General features: G+C 29.6%; 16 protein-coding genes. 15 read left to right on the forward strand and 1 reads right to left on the reverse strand.

Going from position 1 to position 17,930, the window contains the following annotated elements; all coding sequences use genetic code 11:
* Positions 1–60: 60 nt before the first annotated feature.
* The 3 genes from QWY90_RS05140 (at position 61) to QWY90_RS05150 (ending at position 5,331) form a co-directional block, all read left to right on the forward strand.
* Positions 61–2,013, forward strand: a complete 1,953-nt coding sequence (locus tag QWY90_RS05140) for a polysaccharide biosynthesis protein (protein ID WP_290284799.1) — start codon at positions 61–63, stop codon at positions 2,011–2,013.
* 144 nt (positions 2,014–2,157) lie between these two features.
* Complete coding sequence (locus QWY90_RS05145) at positions 2,158–2,916, forward strand: polysaccharide biosynthesis/export family protein (RefSeq protein WP_290284800.1); 759 nt, start codon at positions 2,158–2,160, stop codon at positions 2,914–2,916.
* A gap of 6 nt (positions 2,917–2,922) precedes the next feature.
* Positions 2,923–5,331, forward strand: coding sequence for an exopolysaccharide transport family protein (locus tag QWY90_RS05150; RefSeq protein ID WP_290284801.1), 2,409 nt, complete (start codon positions 2,923–2,925; stop codon positions 5,329–5,331).
* Between the two features lie 2 nt (positions 5,332–5,333).
* Here the strand turns inward: QWY90_RS05150 and QWY90_RS05155 are convergent, their stop codons facing one another.
* Entirely contained in the window at positions 5,334–6,071 is a 738-nt protein-coding gene (locus QWY90_RS05155) for a tyrosine-protein phosphatase (RefSeq protein ID WP_290284802.1), read from the reverse strand.
* 150 nt (positions 6,072–6,221) lie between these two features.
* Here QWY90_RS05155 and QWY90_RS05160 point away from each other — a divergent pair, with 150 nt between their 5' ends.
* From QWY90_RS05160 to QWY90_RS05215, 12 genes are read left to right on the forward strand one after another with little or no spacing between them, the layout of a single operon-like run.
* Positions 6,222–7,076 (forward strand): ABC transporter permease, encoded by an 855-nt coding sequence (locus tag QWY90_RS05160; RefSeq protein WP_290284803.1) that lies wholly within the window; start codon positions 6,222–6,224, stop codon positions 7,074–7,076.
* 16 nt (positions 7,077–7,092) lie between these two features.
* Positions 7,093–8,367, forward strand: coding sequence for an ABC transporter ATP-binding protein (locus QWY90_RS05165; protein ID WP_290284804.1), 1,275 nt, complete (start codon positions 7,093–7,095; stop codon positions 8,365–8,367).
* A gap of 38 nt (positions 8,368–8,405) precedes the next feature.
* Positions 8,406–9,146: a class I SAM-dependent methyltransferase gene (locus QWY90_RS05170; protein ID WP_290284805.1), complete on the forward strand. Its 741-nt coding sequence runs from the start codon at positions 8,406–8,408 to the stop codon at positions 9,144–9,146.
* Positions 9,147–9,164: 18 nt separating this feature from the next.
* On the forward strand, positions 9,165–10,394 hold the full coding sequence (locus QWY90_RS05175) for a glycosyltransferase family 4 protein (protein ID WP_290284806.1): 1,230 nt from the start codon (positions 9,165–9,167) through the stop codon (positions 10,392–10,394).
* Complete coding sequence (locus QWY90_RS05180; protein WP_290284807.1) at positions 10,391–11,467, forward strand: DegT/DnrJ/EryC1/StrS family aminotransferase; 1,077 nt, start codon at positions 10,391–10,393, stop codon at positions 11,465–11,467. Before QWY90_RS05175 ends, QWY90_RS05180 begins: the two co-directional genes overlap by 4 nt.
* Complete coding sequence (locus QWY90_RS05185) at positions 11,461–12,108, forward strand: acetyltransferase (RefSeq protein WP_290284808.1); 648 nt, start codon at positions 11,461–11,463, stop codon at positions 12,106–12,108. The genes QWY90_RS05180 and QWY90_RS05185 overlap by 7 nt, the downstream gene beginning before the upstream one ends.
* A gap of 1 nt (position 12,109) precedes the next feature.
* Complete coding sequence (locus tag QWY90_RS05190) at positions 12,110–13,030, forward strand: glycosyltransferase family 2 protein (protein WP_290284809.1); 921 nt, start codon at positions 12,110–12,112, stop codon at positions 13,028–13,030.
* Positions 13,027–13,869: a glycosyltransferase family 2 protein gene (locus tag QWY90_RS05195; RefSeq protein WP_290284810.1), complete on the forward strand. Its 843-nt coding sequence runs from the start codon at positions 13,027–13,029 to the stop codon at positions 13,867–13,869. The genes QWY90_RS05190 and QWY90_RS05195 overlap by 4 nt, the downstream gene beginning before the upstream one ends.
* Positions 13,866–14,792, forward strand: a complete 927-nt coding sequence (locus tag QWY90_RS05200) for a glycosyltransferase family 2 protein (protein WP_290284811.1) — start codon at positions 13,866–13,868, stop codon at positions 14,790–14,792. Before QWY90_RS05195 ends, QWY90_RS05200 begins: the two co-directional genes overlap by 4 nt.
* Positions 14,793–14,802: 10 nt before the next feature.
* A complete protein-coding gene (locus QWY90_RS05205; protein WP_290284812.1) occupies positions 14,803–15,756 on the forward strand; it encodes an NAD-dependent epimerase/dehydratase family protein in 954 nt (317 codons plus the stop codon).
* 11 nt (positions 15,757–15,767) lie between these two features.
* Positions 15,768–17,018 carry a glycosyltransferase family protein gene (locus QWY90_RS05210; protein ID WP_290284813.1) on the forward strand — a complete coding sequence of 417 codons (1,251 nt, stop codon included), beginning with the start codon at positions 15,768–15,770 and terminating at the stop codon, positions 17,016–17,018.
* On the forward strand, positions 17,015–17,920 hold the full coding sequence (locus tag QWY90_RS05215) for a glycosyltransferase family 2 protein (RefSeq protein ID WP_290284814.1): 906 nt from the start codon (positions 17,015–17,017) through the stop codon (positions 17,918–17,920). Before QWY90_RS05210 ends, QWY90_RS05215 begins: the two co-directional genes overlap by 4 nt.
* Positions 17,921–17,930 lie beyond the last annotated feature (10 nt).

Raw genomic sequence — 17,930 nt, forward strand, 5'->3', positions numbered from 1 at the left:
TCATACAAAAAATAAAAGATAAATTTAACCTAAATTTGGTAGTTATTTAAAAAACCAATTATGATTCGATTTTTATTAAAAGAATTTAGAAAAACCATTTTCAATAGAAAGTTTACCAATATTGGGTATTTGCCCCGATGGATAATTTTTGCAATTGATGTTTTTATAGTATCTATTGCATGTCTTGTGACATATATTATTCTTTCAAGCATGAATGTTAAAACATATGATGCATTGAATGTTCTAATGCAGTATATTTTAGTAATATTTGTCAATGCTATGTCTTTTATCTTTTTCAGGACTTATTCAGGTATAATTAGACATTCTACTTTTATTGATGGCGTAAAATTATTAATTGCAACTACTTCTTCTTTTGTTGTTTTAATGATTATTAATTATTCTTGTCAAATAATTATTGATGTTAAATTATTTCTTTCAGCAGGTTTATTTATTACTTATGTAATATCTTTTTTGCAATTATTCTTATTTCGAATTCTAGTTAAGAATTTTTTTGAAGTCTATATTCATTTGGGTGAAACTAAGCAATTAACTCGCGCAGTAATTTATGGTGCTGATGCTAATGCCATTTCGGTTGCCAATGCCTTAAAAACTGAAAAACCTTCACGCTTTAAAGTAGTAGCTTTTGTTGATAAATATAAACAAGTTAAAACTTCAAAGAGTATATTAGATTTACCTATCATTAATCAAACTAGAAAAATTCATGTAATTCTAAGATCTGTTAAGGCTGAGTCATTAATTATTGCCGAAAAAGGTTTAACAAAAGAAGATATAGTTGCTATAGTTGAAGAATGTTTAGAATATAACATAAAAGTTTACACTGTTCCATTGATAACAGATTGGGAAGATCAAAAGCAAATATCTAATCAATTAAAGAATTTTGCCATTGAAGATTTACTAAACAGAAAACAAATTGTTTTAGATAACAATAAAATATCAGCACAGATAAAAGGAAAAACAGTAATGATAACTGGTGGTGCTGGTTCTATAGGAAGTGAAATTGTTAGGCAAGTAATTAATTTTAATCCTAAAAAAATATTGATTGTTGATCAAGCAGAATCTCCTTTGCATAGTTTGCATCTCGAAGTAGTTACAGAGTTGTCTAAAAATGTAAAAATTAAAACAATATTAGCAGATGTAAAAGATTATAATGCGCTTGAATCAGTTTTTGAAAAGTACAAACCTGATTTCGTTTATCATGCAGCAGCATATAAACACGTCCCGTTGATGGAAGAAAATCCATCACAAGCAATTTATACCAATGTAATTGGGACAAAAAATCTAGCCGATTTATCATCCAAATACCTTGTTGAAAAATTTGTATTAATATCTACAGACAAAGCTGTAAATCCTAGTAGTGTAATGGGTGCTAGTAAGCGTATTGCAGAAAAATATGTGCAATCATTAAATTATCATCTAGTAAATTCAAAGAAAAAAAATAACACTAAATTCATAACTACAAGATTTGGAAATGTTTTGGGTTCAAATGGTTCTATAGTTCCATTGTTTACTAAACAAATTCAAGAAGGAGGACCAATAACAATTACACATCCCAAAATAATTAGGTATTTCATGACCATACCAGAAGCTTGTCAACTTGTACTAGAAGCTGGTGCAATGGGGAATGGTGGTGAAATTTATATTTTTGATATGGGAGAACCTGTTAAAATTATCGATTTAGCAAAAAAAATGATTAGGTTGGCTGGCTATATTCCAGATAAAGATATTTACATTAAAATTATTGGATTAAGACCCGGAGAAAAGTTGTATGAAGAATTACTCAATGATACTTCAAAAACACTTCCAACGCACAATATAAAAATAATGATTGCGCAAGATACTATAGATGATTTTGAAGCAGTTAAAATAGCCATTACAGAATTAATTGCAACTGCTCAAAAAAAATCTAATCAAGACATTGTTGCAGTAATGAAAAAAATTGTTCCAGAATTTAAAAGTATGAATTCAGAATTTCAAGCTTTAGATGTCATGTAATTTATTATTATAAAAATTTACTGCAGGTTTTAATTTTTCTTAAATAATATAAAAAAGATAAAATCAAATTGTAGATTTGCTTTTTAAAATAAATAGCACAGGCAGCTGTCATTTTTACTACTAAATCAAAGATATTTATTACTTATGTTAAAAAAAACGCTTCTACTACTTGTTGGTATTTTTATTATGCAATCTTGTGCTTCTAAAAAAAACATTCTTTATTACCAAGACATCAAAGACAGTTCACAAAATGCAATAAATTATGTATCTAACGAAATACAGGTTAATGATATCCTATATATTACAGTTGACGCATTGATTCCTGAATCAGCAAAACCTTTTAATTTGAATTTAAATAGTCCTACTCTAAATACACAAACAATTAAAATTCAAGGTTATTTAGTTTCTCAGCAGGGAACAATTACTTTTCCAATTTTAGGAGAATTAAAAGTTGCAGGCAAAAGCACTCTTGAATTACAACAAATGCTCACCAAAATATTGAATGATAGAGGGTATATAAATGATGCAAATGTAAATGTTAGAGTAATAAATGGTAAAGTTACCGTTTTGGGCGAAGTCAATAATCCGGGAACTTATAGTTTTGATGAACAAAATATTTCACTAAATCAAGCTATTGGATATGCAGGCGATTTAACAATTAACGGTATAAGAAAAGATGTCTTATTGATTAGAGAAAACAACGGTACTAGATCCTATATAAAATTAGATCTAACTTCTTCTAGTTGGTTCACAAGTCCTTACTACTATGTTAAACAAAATGATGTTATCATTGTTAATCCAAATGGTGCAAAAGTTATGACTTCAGGGTATTTAAGCAATATTGGAAGTATACTCAGTATAATGAGTATTGGAGTAACACTCTTTTTATTATTAAAAAAATAATTTTTAATGGAAAATTCGCAACTCGAACAAGAAAAGCAAAATAGTTTTGATTTTTTAGAACATTTTTTCTTATATCTACGCTATTGGCATTATTTTTTACTTTCTGTAATTGTTTGTTTTTTTATCGTTAAATATTATTTAAATCATACGGTTTCTATATATGAAACTAAAGCAAAAGTAAAAATTATTGATGACTCAAAGAGTGGTTTTACTTTACCTAATAGTCCTATTGCGCTATTTTCAAGAAATAAAGTTAACCTTGACAATGAGATCGAAGTTTTAAAATCCTACAGACTGTTAGAACAAGTTTGTAAAAGTTTAAATCTTAATAATCAATATTATAATGTTGGGTACTTAAATAATATTGAGATATGGAAAAATAGGCCTTTTACTATTGATTGGTTAGAAGATGCTTCAAAAATGGAAAATAAATCAATTTCTTTTGAAATTGAAATAGCCAATAATGGATATAAGGTAATCACTTCCTCTTCATCAGCTTCAGCCAAAATCTATCCCTTTAATACAGTTCAGTATCTTGGAAATTTACCTTATAAATTATCCCTTAAAATTGGCACTGATTTAAGTATTATTGATGGTAGAAAATTTTTAATAGTTCACTCTTCCACAGCATCAGTCGTATCAAATCTTTCAAGTAGCTTAAATATTGCCAATAGTAATAAAAACTCTGATATTTTAATTATATCATTAGACGGAACTACTGTTGATAAATCTGAAGTTATTCTGAACGAAATAATTAACCAATTTGATGTTGATGGATTAAATGACAGAAGATTAGTTTCTCAAAGAACTATAGATTTTGTGAATCAACGATTTAAATCGTTAGAAAAACAGTTAGATTCTGTTGAAACCAATAAAGCAAACTACAAACGCAATAATGAATTAACCTTTATTACTGCTGATGCAACAACGGCTACAAGTGGTAAAATTGTTGCTACAAGTGACGTTTTTGACGTAGAAACACAAATTGCGTTAGCAAAAGTTTTAGAACAAACTATTAAAGCGGATAAAAAACTGAACTTATTACCAGCCAATATAGGATTAACCAATAATGGTATTAATCAATTGATTTCTGATTTTAATGCTGCTGTTCTAGAACGAGATAGACTGTCGGTTAGTAGTGGCGTAAATAATCCGGGTATTCAATTCTTAAATAGTAAGTTAGCCAGTCTAAAATTAAACACTTTAGAATCTATAAAAGCGTATCAACAAGAGTTAGAAGTATCACTCTCCAAAAATAATTATATTAAAAAATCTTCGGATAATAAATTTAGTTCCATTCCCTATAATGAAAAAGTATTAAGAGGGATTGAACGGCAACAAAATATTAAAGAGACTTTATATCTTTTACTCCTTCAAAAAAGAGAGGAAGCTGCTATAAATGTTGCTATTACTTCATCATCTATAAAGGTAATTGATTATGCTTTATCAAGTTCAAGTCCTATTTCTCCTAAAAAAGGAAATTTTTATTTAATAGCGCTACTAATAGGATTATTGATACCTTTTTTAATTTTATATTTAAGTTTTTTACTTGATGATAAATTACATACTAAAGAGGATATTTTAAAATTAACAAAAAATAAAGTTATTCTTGCTGAAATACCACATATTATAACAGATGATAGAATAACAAGCAGTAATGATAGATCAATATTAGGAGAGTCTTTCAGAATTTTACGAACTAATTTAACGTATATTTTTCCTTTGCAAAAAGAAAAATTAGCTCAGACAATAATGGTTACTTCCACCATTAAAGGAGAAGGGAAGACCTTTACAGCATTAAATTTATCTATTTCATTTTCAATAATGAATAAAAAGGTATTATTGATTGGTGCTGATATGCGAAACCCACAATTACACAATTATCTGACTTTTAAAAAGAATGAACTTGGGCTCCAAGATTATTTGCATGATATTACAGTAGATTGGCATAGTACAGTTAAAAAAAGTCCATTAAATAACGGATTAGACATTATCTTGTCAGGTACCATTCCACCAAATCCAGCCGAGTTATTATCTAATGGTAGATTAGACAAATTAGTCGCAGAAGCAAGAAATGAATACGACTATATTATTATAGATACAGCTCCAACACTTTTAGTAACAGATACATTAATAATATCTCAAATAGTTGACACTACATTATATGTTGTTAGAGCTGATTATACTCCTAAAAAGATATTAGAGTTTTCAGTGAATTTGAGTGAGAAAGGGAAATTAAAAAACTTGGCTTATGTTATTAATAATGTTGGTTCTAATTACAAAGGATACGGATACAGCTACGGCTACAATTATAAATATAACTACGCCTATGGGTATGGATATGGTTATGATAATGAAACAGGAACAAAGACATCCTTTTTTAAAAGATTACTGTCTAAATTTAAAAAGGGATAGTATCAAAAATTAAAAAAATAATTATTTTGAAAAATTGGAGATAAGTATTCATAGTCTTTCAAAATAATTTTTTTTTGCAAAGCTTCTAGGTGCCGATTATGATGTACATCAGAACCAACAAAATCTATTAAGCCTTCTTTTAATAATGAATTTGAAACTTTTGCAACATGACTGCCATAATAGCCTGTTGCGGAAAGTAGATTTAATTGAAATAAACAGCCAATATTTTTTAATCTTTTGTATTCCTGCATTGAATGATGGTAGAAACTATACCTTTCAGGATGTGCTAATATAGGTTGATAGCCGCAGTTTTGTAATTCATATAAAATATCGTGCAACTGAATAGGAGGGCTTAAATATGATACTTCTACTAACACATAATTTTCTTTTAATGTTAATAGTTTTTCATTTTTGATTAATTCTCTAAATTCTGCATCTATCATATATTCTGCAGCAGCTTTGAGATGACTATCAATATTTGGAACTTTTAATTCATTAACTGTAGTAGATAGCTTTTCATTTATTGAAGTTGTTGTGTTCTTCCATACGTCACTCATTATGTGAGGAGTGGTGATAAATTTACTGAATCCCATTTCTTTCAGTCCCATTATTAGATTTTCAGTATCATTTAAAGTAACTGCACCATCATCAATCCCAGGTAGCAAATGAGAATGAATATCTACATAATTACTCGGAATTAAATCACACAAGTAAGGCTTTTGTTTGAAAAAATGAATCAAAATGAAGTGTTTATTTGGTATAAAAATAATAAATAATAATCTATTATTTGACTTAATTAACTAATGCAAAATAAATAGGTACAATTCTTTTTTATAGGATACTCTAATTTATATATTTGCAGGTGTCAAAAAATAAATTTATAAGCTGTAATGGAAAATAATAATCAATCTCAGGAATGGGATTTAATTATAAAAGGGAATACCTCGCTTTTTGACGTTCGACTTAAGGATGTTTGGCATTACAGAGATTTATTATTTTTGTTTGTCAAAAGAGATTTCGTAACTGTTTATAAGCAAACAATTTTGGGACCATTATGGTTCTTTTTACAGCCATTATTGACAACCATAACTTTCACAGTTATTTTTGGATCTATAGCGCAGTTATCTACTGATGGTGCTCCAAAAATTATTTTTTATATGGCAGGTATCACATTGTGGAATTATTTTTCAAATTGTCTAACTTCTGTGGCTGGTGTTTTTACTACTAATGCTAGTATTTTTGGAAAAGTATACTTTCCAAGATTAATAATGCCTCTTACCATAGTGATATCTAATTTAATGAAGTTTGGAGTTCAATTTTTATTATTTCTTTGTTTTTTAACTTATTTTGTTATCAAAGGGCAAATCCATCCTAATTTATATATTCTTATAATGCCCTTAATTATCCTATTGATGGCGTTAATCTCAATGGGTATTGGATTAGTTTTATCTGCAATGACTGCAAAATATAAAGATTTAACTCAGTTGATTACTTTTGGCGTACAATTGTTTATGTATGTTACTCCAGTGATATATCCGAGCTCTTCGATACCTGTTGATTATAAATGGATAGTTAATTTAAACCCCTTAGTAAGTTTGTTTGATTATATGCGCTTTGCCTATTTAGGAATTGGCCAATTTTCAGTATGGTCATTAGTTTATCCCACACTTTTTTCTTTTGCAATTTTAGCACTTGGAATATTGGTATTTAATAAATCACAAAAAACGTTTATAGATACAGTTTAGAAACTGATAGTTGAGAATGAGTAGAGTAGTAATAAAAGCAGAAGATATTTCTAAACAATACAGATTAGGGCTGGTAGGAACAGGAACCGTTCGTGATGATTTGAAACGTTGGTGGTACAATGTTCGTGGTAAAGAAGATCCATTTTTAAAAATTGGTGATGCAAATGATCGTTCTACTAAATCTGAAAGTGATTATGTGTGGTCTTTAAAGCATATTAACTTTGAAGTAAATGAAGGAGATTCTGTGGGCATAATCGGTCGTAATGGTGCTGGTAAAAGTACTTTGTTAAAAATATTAAGTCAAGTAACCCAACCTACCACTGGGCGAATTTATACCAAAGGACGTATAGCCTCATTATTGGAAGTTGGTACAGGATTTCATCCAGAGATGACAGGAAGAGAAAATATATATCTTAATGGCGCCATTTTGGGAATGAGAAAGCATGAAATTACCCGAAAGTTTGATGAAATTGTTGCATTTTCTGGTGTCGAACGTTATATTGATACACCAGTAAAAAGATATTCTTCTGGAATGTATGTGCGCTTGGCTTTTGCTGTTGCTGCTCATCTGGAATCTGAAATTTTAATTGTAGATGAAGTTCTCGCAGTTGGTGATGCTGATTTTCAGAAAAAATGTTTGGGCAAGATGAATGATGTTAGCAAAGGAGAAGGCAGAACAGTTTTATTTGTTAGTCATAATATGGCTGCTGTGAAAAGTTTGTGTACAAAAGGAATCGTTTTGGAGAATGGAGGAGTTGTGTTTGATGGTGCTATAGAAGATAGTGTCAATAGATATATAGCAATAGATCAGTTAGATGATGTCAATCCTAAATTTTTTGATAATGCTTCTCCTAAATATGGAAATTCTCTTGTAAGATTAAATTCTGTCGAAATTGTATCAAGTTCAAAAGAAACTTACTACACTATAACAGAAGGGTTGTTAGTTAAAATGAGTTTCTGTACTTTTAAAGACATTGAAAACTTTAATTTGGCTATTAATTTTAAATCGCTTACCGACGATGTTGTTATATTTAGTCAAATAACACCAGTTAGATTCTCTCGTCAAGGCACTTATATTTCAGAATTAGTCATACCAGCAAATTTTTTAAATAGTAAAATGTATTGTATTGATTTACATTTTGTAAGTAATAACAAATCACTTTTAACAATTGCTAATATTGTTAATTTAGAGTTAGTTGATTTTAGAGATGGTATTAATTACTACGGTGAGTGGTCAGGATATGTTAGACCTAATCTAAAATTTGATTTTAGTAACAAAAATGTCAAATAGGAAATAAAAAAGAAATAATAATTCAACAAGAGAAAAAAATGCTACATAAGATTATAAATATTTTTAAAAACAAATCAAACGAAAAGATTTTAAGTGATAGTATCAAAGAGATACATTCTCAAATTCCACAGGATTTTGGTGGAGGATGTAGTCACCATAAAGCACTTTTGATGGGTTTGGTTATTAGTGAATTTAATTTAAAAAACAGTGCTGACATTGGAGTTTATAGAGGAAGATCTCTTTTTCCACAAGCAATAGCTCATAAATTACACACGAAGGGTTTAGTATATGGAATTGATCCCTATAGTAATGAAGCGGCAGTTCAGAATGATCGTCCCGATTTACAAGAGCAACTGGATGAGTTTATTACTGTAACCGATTTTCAAAAATTATATGATGATGTGTCAAATCTTATCAAAAAAAATGAGTACCAAAATAATTGTGTATTAGTTAGGAAAAAATCATCTCAAGCTGCCATTGATTTTAAAGCTAGTAATACTAAATTTGGATTAGTTCATATAGACGGAAATCATGACACTAAATTTGTAATGGAAGACGTTGCTAATTATTTTCCATTATTAGATGATAAAAGTTTTATAGTTTTGGATGATATTTCTTGGGACTCTGTTCAGCCAGCGTTTACTTTGTTAAATAAAGAAATGATATTTATAGACAAGCTTATTAATGAAACTAACGATTTTGCGCTTTTTGGAAAAGGAATTTCTAATGAAGAAATACTACTACTCAAAGAGATTTTTAAGAAAATCAAAAAAAAATAGAATCGTAAAATCAGCAAAATGTCCAATGTAATAAATAAGGTCAAATCATTTTTTAACACAATAAGAAGAAATAAGATTAATAATTTTTATTGTTACAAAGGATTTAAGAAAGTTGATTTATTAATTTACGACGATATATTTCCACACCCTGTCTCTGGTTTTCGTTATGAAGAGTTTACTGTTTTGTTATCAAACATTGTAAATTCTAAAATAATTATGACGAATAATGCTTATCCTATCGTCAAAACTCCAATTAAAGAACATAAGCAACATTTAAATGACTTTCTTCAATTTAATAAACAATTAAAAAATAAATTAAAATTTAAAAAAGGACTTGTTAATATTAATGCGAAGCTTTTTTATTGTGTTTTTATAAATAATATTTTTGCTAATTTAACATGGTTAGAAAAATATAAAATTCCATTTATATTCACATTATATCCAGGAGGAGGATTTGAGGTAGATGATGTCGCTAGTAATAAAAAATTAAAGAAAGTATTTGGGTCTAGCATGTTCAGAAAAGTTATCGTGACACAACAGTATACAAAAGATTATTTGCTTAGTAATAATTTTTGTAAACCAGAAGCAATAGAATTTATTTTTGGTGGTGTTGTACCTCAAATTTCTATACAAAAAGATATTACAGATAGAAAAAGTTATTTACTTAAAAAGGAAACATTTGATGTGTGTTTTTGTGCCGCAAAATACACTGCAAGAGGTGAAGATAAGGGATATGATGTTTTCATAGAATTTGCTCATAAAATGGCTGCGAATTTTGAATTTATTCGCTTTCACATAATTGGAGGTTTTTCGGAAAATGATATAGACGTAAGTCTGATTAAAGATAAAATCCAATTTTATGGATATCAAAAGTTTGCAGAATTGAGTACTATTTATAAAACAATGGATGTATTAATCTCCCCAAATAAACCTTTTTTTCTTGGTAAAGGAGCTTTTGATGGCTTTCCATTAGGAACCGTTATTGAAGCAGCTTTGAATGGTGTTGTTACAATAATTTCTGATGAACTTAAGCAAAATAGTATTTTTGTTCCAGATGAAGAATTAATTATAATTGATAACAAATCCAGTTCGATTGAGAAAGAAGTTATTGATTTGATTCATAATCCTAAAAAATTAAATTTAATCTCTGAAAATGGTCGAAAAAAGTTCATGAAAATATATTCAAATGAAATACAAATGAAACCTAGAATTGAATTATTGAGAAAAGAAATAGAAAAATATAAATGATAAACGTAACCAAAACTTTTTTACCGCCCATAGAAGATTACAATAATCAGGTGCAACGTGCTTGGGACAATCAATGGTTAACCAATCGTGGTGAATTGGTTTTGGAGTTAGAAGAAAAACTTAAAAAGTACTTATCAGTTTCTAATATTATCATTACTACGAATGGTACAATTCCATTGCAAATTGCTTTGAAGTTATTAGGAAATAATGGAGAAATAATCACAACGCCTTTTTCTTATGTTGCCACTACAGCAGCCATAGTTTGGGAAAATTGCACCCCTGTTTTTGTTGACATTCATCCAGACTATTTGACCATTGATGAAACTAAAATCGAAGCGGCTATAACCAATAAAACAACAGCTATTTTAGCCACCCATGTTTTTGGAAATCCCTGTAATGTAGAAGCAATTGAAGTTATCGCAAGAAAACATAACCTAAAAGTTATTTATGATGCTGCTCATTGTTTTGGAGTTGTTTTTAATGGTAAATCTATTTTTGATTATGGTGATGTAAGTACTTGTAGTTTTCACGCTACTAAGTTATTTCATACTGCCGAAGGTGGCGCGATGTTTACCAATGATGTTGATCTGCAGCACAAATTATTTTATAGTCATAATTTTGGACACAATGGTCCTTTGGACTTTCACGGAATGGGAATTAACGGGAAAATATCTGAATTACAGGCAGCCATGGGATTAGCAGTTTTTCCATACATGGAAACAATACTTAGTGATAGAAAAAAAATAGTAGATTATTACAATCAACACCTTAATTTTTCAAAACTGCAAGCTATAAAAATAAGAAATAGCACGAATTGGAATTACAGTTATTATCCAGTAATTTTTGAAAGTGAAGAACAACTTTTACTAGTTGAAAAAGAGTTGAATGATCATCAAATCTCACCGAGACGTTATTTTTGTCCGTCTTTGAATACAATTGATTACGTAAATGGGGAATCTATGCCCATTTCAGAAAGTATCGCTAAAAGAGTTTTATGTTTACCTTTATACGCAGGATTACCACTAGTTGATTTAAACAGAATTGTTGTACTTATTAATAAAAAATTATGTTAGTAATAGGAGCCAAAGGTTTTGCTAAAGAAGTTTTGGAAGTGCTACACCAATCAAACCAATTGGAAAACTTAGTTTTTTATGATGATGTAAATGTTGATATTCCAGAGGAACTATTTAGACAGTTTCCAGTCATGAAATCAGAAGATGTCGCAGCAAATTATTTTAAAACCGTTAGCTGTAAATTCTCTATTGGTATTGGAAATCCTGTTTTAAGAAAAAAACTGTATGATAGATTTGTCACTTTGGGAGGAGAATTCACATCAACTATTAGTCCTTTGGCAACAATTGGAAGTTTTGATGTAAAGATTGGAGATGGGTCAAATGTACTTTCAGGTGCTGTATTTTCTAATGGAAGTGAACTAGGAAAAGGTTGTATTGTATATTACAATTCTATAATTACCCATGATTGTATTGTTGGAGATTTTGTAGAAATTTCACCCGGAGTAATATTGTTAGGTAGAAGTACGATAGGTTCATATTCTCAAATTGGTGCTAACACAACCATTTTGCCAGATATCAAAGTAGGTAAAAATGTTATTATTGGTTCTGGCTCTGTCGTGACCAAAGACCTTCCTGATAATTGTGTAGCAGTTGGAGTTCCTGCAAAAATTATTAAAGCGTTAAGTCCCTTAGAATTTTAAAATGAAACAACAGCCAACGGTTAGTGTTTGCATGATTACGTATGGACACGAGAAATTTATAGCAGAAGCTATAAACAGTGTCTTGATGCAAGAGTGTGATTTTGACGTTGAGTTAATTATTGCTAACGACTGTTCCCCAGACCAAACAGACCAAGTCATTCAAAATAGTATTGCAAACCATCCTAAAGCTTCTTGGATTAGATACTTTAAGCACGATAAAAATTTAGGAATGATGTCTAATTTTATATTTGCGCTACAACAATGTAAAGGAGATTATATTGCGCTCTGTGAAGGAGATGATTATTGGACTGATTCGAGTAAATTACAAAAACAAGTTGATTTTTTGAAAGCTAATTTGGATTATGTTATTCATAGTGCTGCAGCTCAAATTTTAAATAAAAACAAATTCGCTAATGAATACATCGGCTTAGATACTTTATCCAAGAGCTTTACAGTAGAAAATTTTCACAAAAAAAATCATCTGGTTACTTGTACTGTAATGTTTAGAAACTGTGTCAAAAATTTTCCAAATGACTTTTATGATATTACTTTTGGAGATTGGTATTTGTATGTATTGTTATTAAAAGAGACAAATTTAAAGGCATACCGGTCTACAGAAATTTTTTCTATTTACAGAATGCATTCTAATGGGTTCATGAATAGTTTGTCATTAATAAATAAATATGAATTACATATCAAACAAATAGTTTACATAAAAAAAATTCTTCAATATAAAGGTTTTTCAAGTGACGTAGCAAAAGTCTTAAATTGGTACAGTTCTGAAAAGTTTAGAATTGAATTGGAAAATAAAAGCTATTTTTCATCCATTAAAACTTTTTTATACAATTTGTATTTAATTAAATTTAATATAGCATTTAGACCTTATTTGGGGACTATAAAGAAGTTAATTTTTGTAAAATGAACAGTACAGTTTCAGTAATAATTCCTTGTTATAACCAAGCACATTTTTTATCAGATGCTTTACATTCAATATTGGAACAAACCTATAATAATTGGGAGTGCATTATTGTGAATGACGGAAGTCCTGATAATACAGAAACAATTGCTCAAGATTGGTGCAAAAAAGATGACAGATTTAAGTATTTATATAAAGAAAACGGTGGTTTAAGTAGTGCGAGAAACTATGGAATTAATGTTGCTAAAGGAGAATATATAGTAACATTAGACGCTGATGATAAGTATGAAAAAACTTTTTTAAGTAAAGGCGTTGAAATATTAGACAATAATAAAAAAATAGGAGTAGTTAGTAGTTGGGGTTACCGTTTTGTGGGAACTGTGTATTCTGAACTATTCAAGCCTGATGGTAAAAACTTAAATGATTTCCTTTTTAAAAATGCAGCTATCGGTACATCACTTTTTAGAAAACAATGTTGGATTGAAGTGCAAGGATATGATGAAAATATGAAAAGAGGATACGAAGATTGGGAATTCTACATTCGCGTTGGGAAAAAGGGTTGGGAAATAAAAATAATCGAAGAACCCTTATTTTTTTATCGTCAGAATCCTGTTTCAATGAGAGCAGCAGCCGTTAGTAATTTTGATAAAGAAATCCGGCTTTACATTTTCAAAAAACATAAAGAACTATATCAAAACCATTTTGATGAGACGATAGAGTTCTTATTGAACAGTATAGCATTTAATAAAAAAAATGAGTTGAAACGAATAAATTCCATAGACTTTCGATTAGGGAATACTATCCTAAAACCATTCAGATTCTTAATGAAGATTATAAAAAAATGAAGCCGATTGTCTCAATTATAATGGCAACCTACAATAGAGCACACTTTATAGTAGAAACCTTAACTTCAATACAAAATCAAACTTTTCAGGATTGGGAATGTATTATTATTGATGATGGAGGAACAGATAACACAGAAGAGGTCATTAATGATTTTTTAGATAAGGATAAAAGGTTTCGATTCTTAAAAAGAACAGCAGATTATCAAAAAGGATTACCTGGCTGTAGAAATTACGGATTGGATTTAGCCACAGGAAAATACGTTATTTTCTATGACGATGACGATATTGTTCATCCACAAAATCTAGAATTGTGTACCAAAGAATTGGATAAAAACCCTATTTCATTTTGCAGATATGAAAGGGCAGCATTTTCGGGTGATTTTGATTATGCATTTGATTTATCAACTCAATATGAATCGTTCTATATTGATAAAAATGATATCGAAGCACTATTAAAAAATGAGCTTCCATTCAATTCCTGTGCTGTAATGTGGAAGAAAGATTGTTTCAACGAAAATAAATTTGTTGAACATTTAATGTATGCCGAAGAATGGGAACTTTATTCCAGAATATTATCAACGGGTGTAATCGGAATTTCAATCGAGAAAATACTTTTTTTCGGAAGAAAACATACTAATTCAAACACAGGTGAATTCTATTCGGATAATCCAGTGCGGAGAAAATCTTATGCAGACGCAATACTTTTAGTAGTCAAAAACCTCAAGGAAAAAAAGTTACTAAATTATTCTTTGAAGCGTTATTTCATTAGTATATCATTTAAACTTAAAGAATTTAATTTATACAAGAGGTTAATTGATACTTTTGAATTTACTACTTTTGAAAAACTAAAATGGCAGTGGTTTTATTTCGTGTTACCTTTAAGATTGAAATTTACCAAAATAAAAAATGCAGCGATTAAATAACTAGATTTTCATGACATTTGACAACTCAAAAATATTAATTACAGGCGGTTTTGGCGCATTAGGACTAAATCTAATTCAATACCTAAAAGAAAATTTTAATTGCTCTATTCACATTATAGACAACTTTAGTGCAGGACATATTAATTTCTCAAATGATTATGAGTTCACCTACATTGATATTGGCAATACCGAAAAAGTAAATTCTTTTTTTAGCAATTATAAACCAAATTATATATTTCATTTAGCTGCACATTTTGCTAATCAAAACTCTGTCGACCATCCTTTGTCTGATATAAATACCAATATCGTTGGATTGGTAAATTTGTTTGAAACCCAAAAGAATAACACAGAACTCAAAAAAATACTATTCGCAAGTTCAAGTTGTGTTTATGGAAATCACGAAATAATGTCTGAAGAAATAAATGTTTCTCCTTATGACACACCATACGCCATCAACAAGTACGTTGGTGAGTTGTATGCAAAATATTATTCAGAAATTCACAATATTCCAGTAGTTAGTGTTAGGATTTTTAACAGTTTTGGACCAGGAGAAATGTCGGGAAATTACAGAAATGTAGTACCCAATTTTATTCATAAAGCACTATTGAATCAACCAATTTATATTACCGGAACAGGAAACGAAACCCGAGATTTCACCTATGTTTTAGATACGGTACATTTAATAGTAAAACTAGCTACTTCCGAATTTTATCAAGCTGAAATATTCAACGGCGGCACTGGAAATAAATTGAAAATTATTACGTTAGCTCAAAAAATCATCGAGTTAACGAATTCAAAATCAGAAATAATATTTACCGAACCAAGAAATTGGGATCATGTAAAAGACAGATGTTCTAATATAGAAAAATCACAAAAACTACTCGATTACAATCCAAATTATGATTTTGAACTCGGATTAATCCATACTATTAATTGGATAAAAGCCAAACTACAAATTACCTAGTGAGCAATTCAATGAAAAAAAAAATTATTTTTATTGCAGAATCCATCAACGTTAATGATAGTAGCTGTACAAAATGTAATGTAGCGCTAATACAAAACATGGCTTCAATCGGACACGAAGTTATAGTTTACCATTATACAAGAAGACCGATTCATATTGATAACATTGATTGCAGACCAATAAAAGAAATTAAATGGAGCGTAAATTATATTTTAAGTAAAAGCCAAGCGGTCTTTCAAAGAACCTTTGAAATTTACGTCCATCATTTTTTTGAAAAAATATTTGGTTTCTCTTTTACGCTTTTCAACGATGTAAATTCTATCAAACGAACTATAAAAGAAGTCATAAAACTAAACCCTGATTTGATTGTTACCGTTAGTAAAGGAACAAGTTTTAGACCACACTACGCCATGCTTTCCTTCCCGGAAGTTCATCATAAATGGCTGGCAAATATTCACGATCCATATCCTTTTCATTTTAATCCAAGACCTTATAATTGGGTTGAATCTGGTTATGCCAAAAAAGAAAAATGGTTCGGACAAGTAGCAGAAAAAGCTAAATATGCTTCTTTTCCAAGTCAACTTTTAAAAGAATGGATGGGAAGCTATTTCCCAAATTTTTTAAAATCAGGAGTAGTAATTCCGCATCAAATCAGTGAACAAAAAAGAAGCGATGCCGTTTTGCCTGATTTTTTTAACGCTTCCAAATTCAATTTACTTCATGCGGGTGTATTAATGAGACCAAGATCTCCAAAGGGATTATTAGAAGCTTATTCACTGTTTCTAAAAAATACGCCATCAGCACAAAATGATTCCGCACTTTTATTATTAGGACCAGTCTATGAATCACATATTGGTTTAATGGAAGATTATGCTAAAGATTCAACTACTATTTTTGTACAACCTTATCACATTCCGTTTGATCTAATATACAAACTGCAAAAACAAGTTTCTGTTAATATTATTTTAGAAGCAAAATCGGAAATAAGTCCTTTTCTTCCGGGTAAGTTTCCTCATTGTATAGATGCTAATAAACCATTATTACTTTTGTCTCCCTATTACAGCGAAACAAAACGATTGTTGGGAAATGATTATGAATTTTGGGCTGAAATTGATGATGTAGAAGCTATTACAAGTCATATTCAAAAAATGTACACTAGTTGGAAAAACGATAAAGCTAATTTTCTTCTAAATCGAAAAGATTTAATAGACTATTGTTCGGAAAGTCATCTTATAAAAGTTATGGATGAATTGTTATCATGAGCCAAATTAAAGTATCATTCTTAATTTCAACCAAGAATCGTTGTGAAGATTTACTGCTAACCTTACATAAAATAAAGCATTTATTTGGTAGTAATGTTGACTGTGTTGTTTTTGATGATGGTTCGACGGATACTACATTTGAAAAAACCAAAACCATGTTTCCTGAAGTAGTTTTGCTTCGGAATGAGGTTTCCAAAGGTTACATTTATTGCAGAAATAAAATGCTTAATCAAACCAAAGCCGATTTCGCAATTTCACTTGATGATGACGCCCATTTTTTAACTGAAAACCCTTTAGAAATTATTCAAAATTATTTTTCAGAAAATAAACATTGCGGATTGATTGCTACTAGAATATTTTGGAATACATCCGAAAACAAAAATAGTAACACCAACGAAATTCCGGAAAAAGTAAAAGGGTTTGTAGGTTGTGGTCACATTTGGCGAATGAAGGCATGGCGAGAAATTCCAAATTATCCCGAGTGGTATGAATTTTATGGCGAAGAAAATTTTGCTTCTCTACAACTTTTGAAAGCGAAATGGGAAGTGCACTATGTTCCGCAAATTTTCGTACAACACCGCGTTAATTTAAAAAACAGAACGCAAACCAACAATGATTTTGCCTTTCGATACAGAAGGTCATTGCGAGCAGATTGGTACAATTATTTTCTTTTTTTTCCAATGAGTAAAATTCCAAGAAGAATAATGTATTCAATTGGAATGCAAAGTGTGAAAATCTTTAAAGGGAATTTAAAAGTAGTTTCTCCTTTGTTTAGGGCAATTTTTGACCTAATTATTGCTGCACCAAAATTGATATCCAACAGAAATGCTTTAAGCTCAGAAGAATATAGCGATTACCTCAAATTAAACGAAACAAAAATATATTGGAAACCAGAAAAATAGTTATTTTTAC

This window comes from Flavobacterium paronense (assembly GCF_030409795.1).
GTDB classification, from domain to species: domain Bacteria; phylum Bacteroidota; class Bacteroidia; order Flavobacteriales; family Flavobacteriaceae; genus Flavobacterium; species Flavobacterium paronense.

Coding starts and splice junctions, on each gene's coding strand:
- QWY90_RS05140 (WP_290284799.1), top strand. CDS start 61: ATGATTCGATTTTTATTAAAAGAATTTAGAAAAACCATTTTCAATAGA.
- QWY90_RS05145 (WP_290284800.1), top strand. CDS start 2,158: ATGTTAAAAAAAACGCTTCTACTACTTGTTGGTATTTTTATTATGCAA.
- QWY90_RS05150 (WP_290284801.1), top strand. CDS start 2,923: ATGGAAAATTCGCAACTCGAACAAGAAAAGCAAAATAGTTTTGATTTT.
- QWY90_RS05160 (WP_290284803.1), top strand. CDS start 6,222: ATGGAAAATAATAATCAATCTCAGGAATGGGATTTAATTATAAAAGGG.
- QWY90_RS05165 (WP_290284804.1), top strand. CDS start 7,093: ATGAGTAGAGTAGTAATAAAAGCAGAAGATATTTCTAAACAATACAGA.
- QWY90_RS05170 (WP_290284805.1), top strand. CDS start 8,406: ATGCTACATAAGATTATAAATATTTTTAAAAACAAATCAAACGAAAAG.
- QWY90_RS05175 (WP_290284806.1), top strand. CDS start 9,165: ATGTCCAATGTAATAAATAAGGTCAAATCATTTTTTAACACAATAAGA.
- QWY90_RS05180 (WP_290284807.1), top strand. CDS start 10,391: ATGATAAACGTAACCAAAACTTTTTTACCGCCCATAGAAGATTACAAT.
- QWY90_RS05185 (WP_290284808.1), top strand. CDS start 11,461: ATGTTAGTAATAGGAGCCAAAGGTTTTGCTAAAGAAGTTTTGGAAGTG.
- QWY90_RS05190 (WP_290284809.1), top strand. CDS start 12,110: ATGAAACAACAGCCAACGGTTAGTGTTTGCATGATTACGTATGGACAC.
- QWY90_RS05195 (WP_290284810.1), top strand. CDS start 13,027: ATGAACAGTACAGTTTCAGTAATAATTCCTTGTTATAACCAAGCACAT.
- QWY90_RS05200 (WP_290284811.1), top strand. CDS start 13,866: ATGAAGCCGATTGTCTCAATTATAATGGCAACCTACAATAGAGCACAC.
- QWY90_RS05205 (WP_290284812.1), top strand. CDS start 14,803: ATGACATTTGACAACTCAAAAATATTAATTACAGGCGGTTTTGGCGCA.
- QWY90_RS05210 (WP_290284813.1), top strand. CDS start 15,768: ATGAAAAAAAAAATTATTTTTATTGCAGAATCCATCAACGTTAATGAT.
- QWY90_RS05215 (WP_290284814.1), top strand. CDS start 17,015: ATGAGCCAAATTAAAGTATCATTCTTAATTTCAACCAAGAATCGTTGT.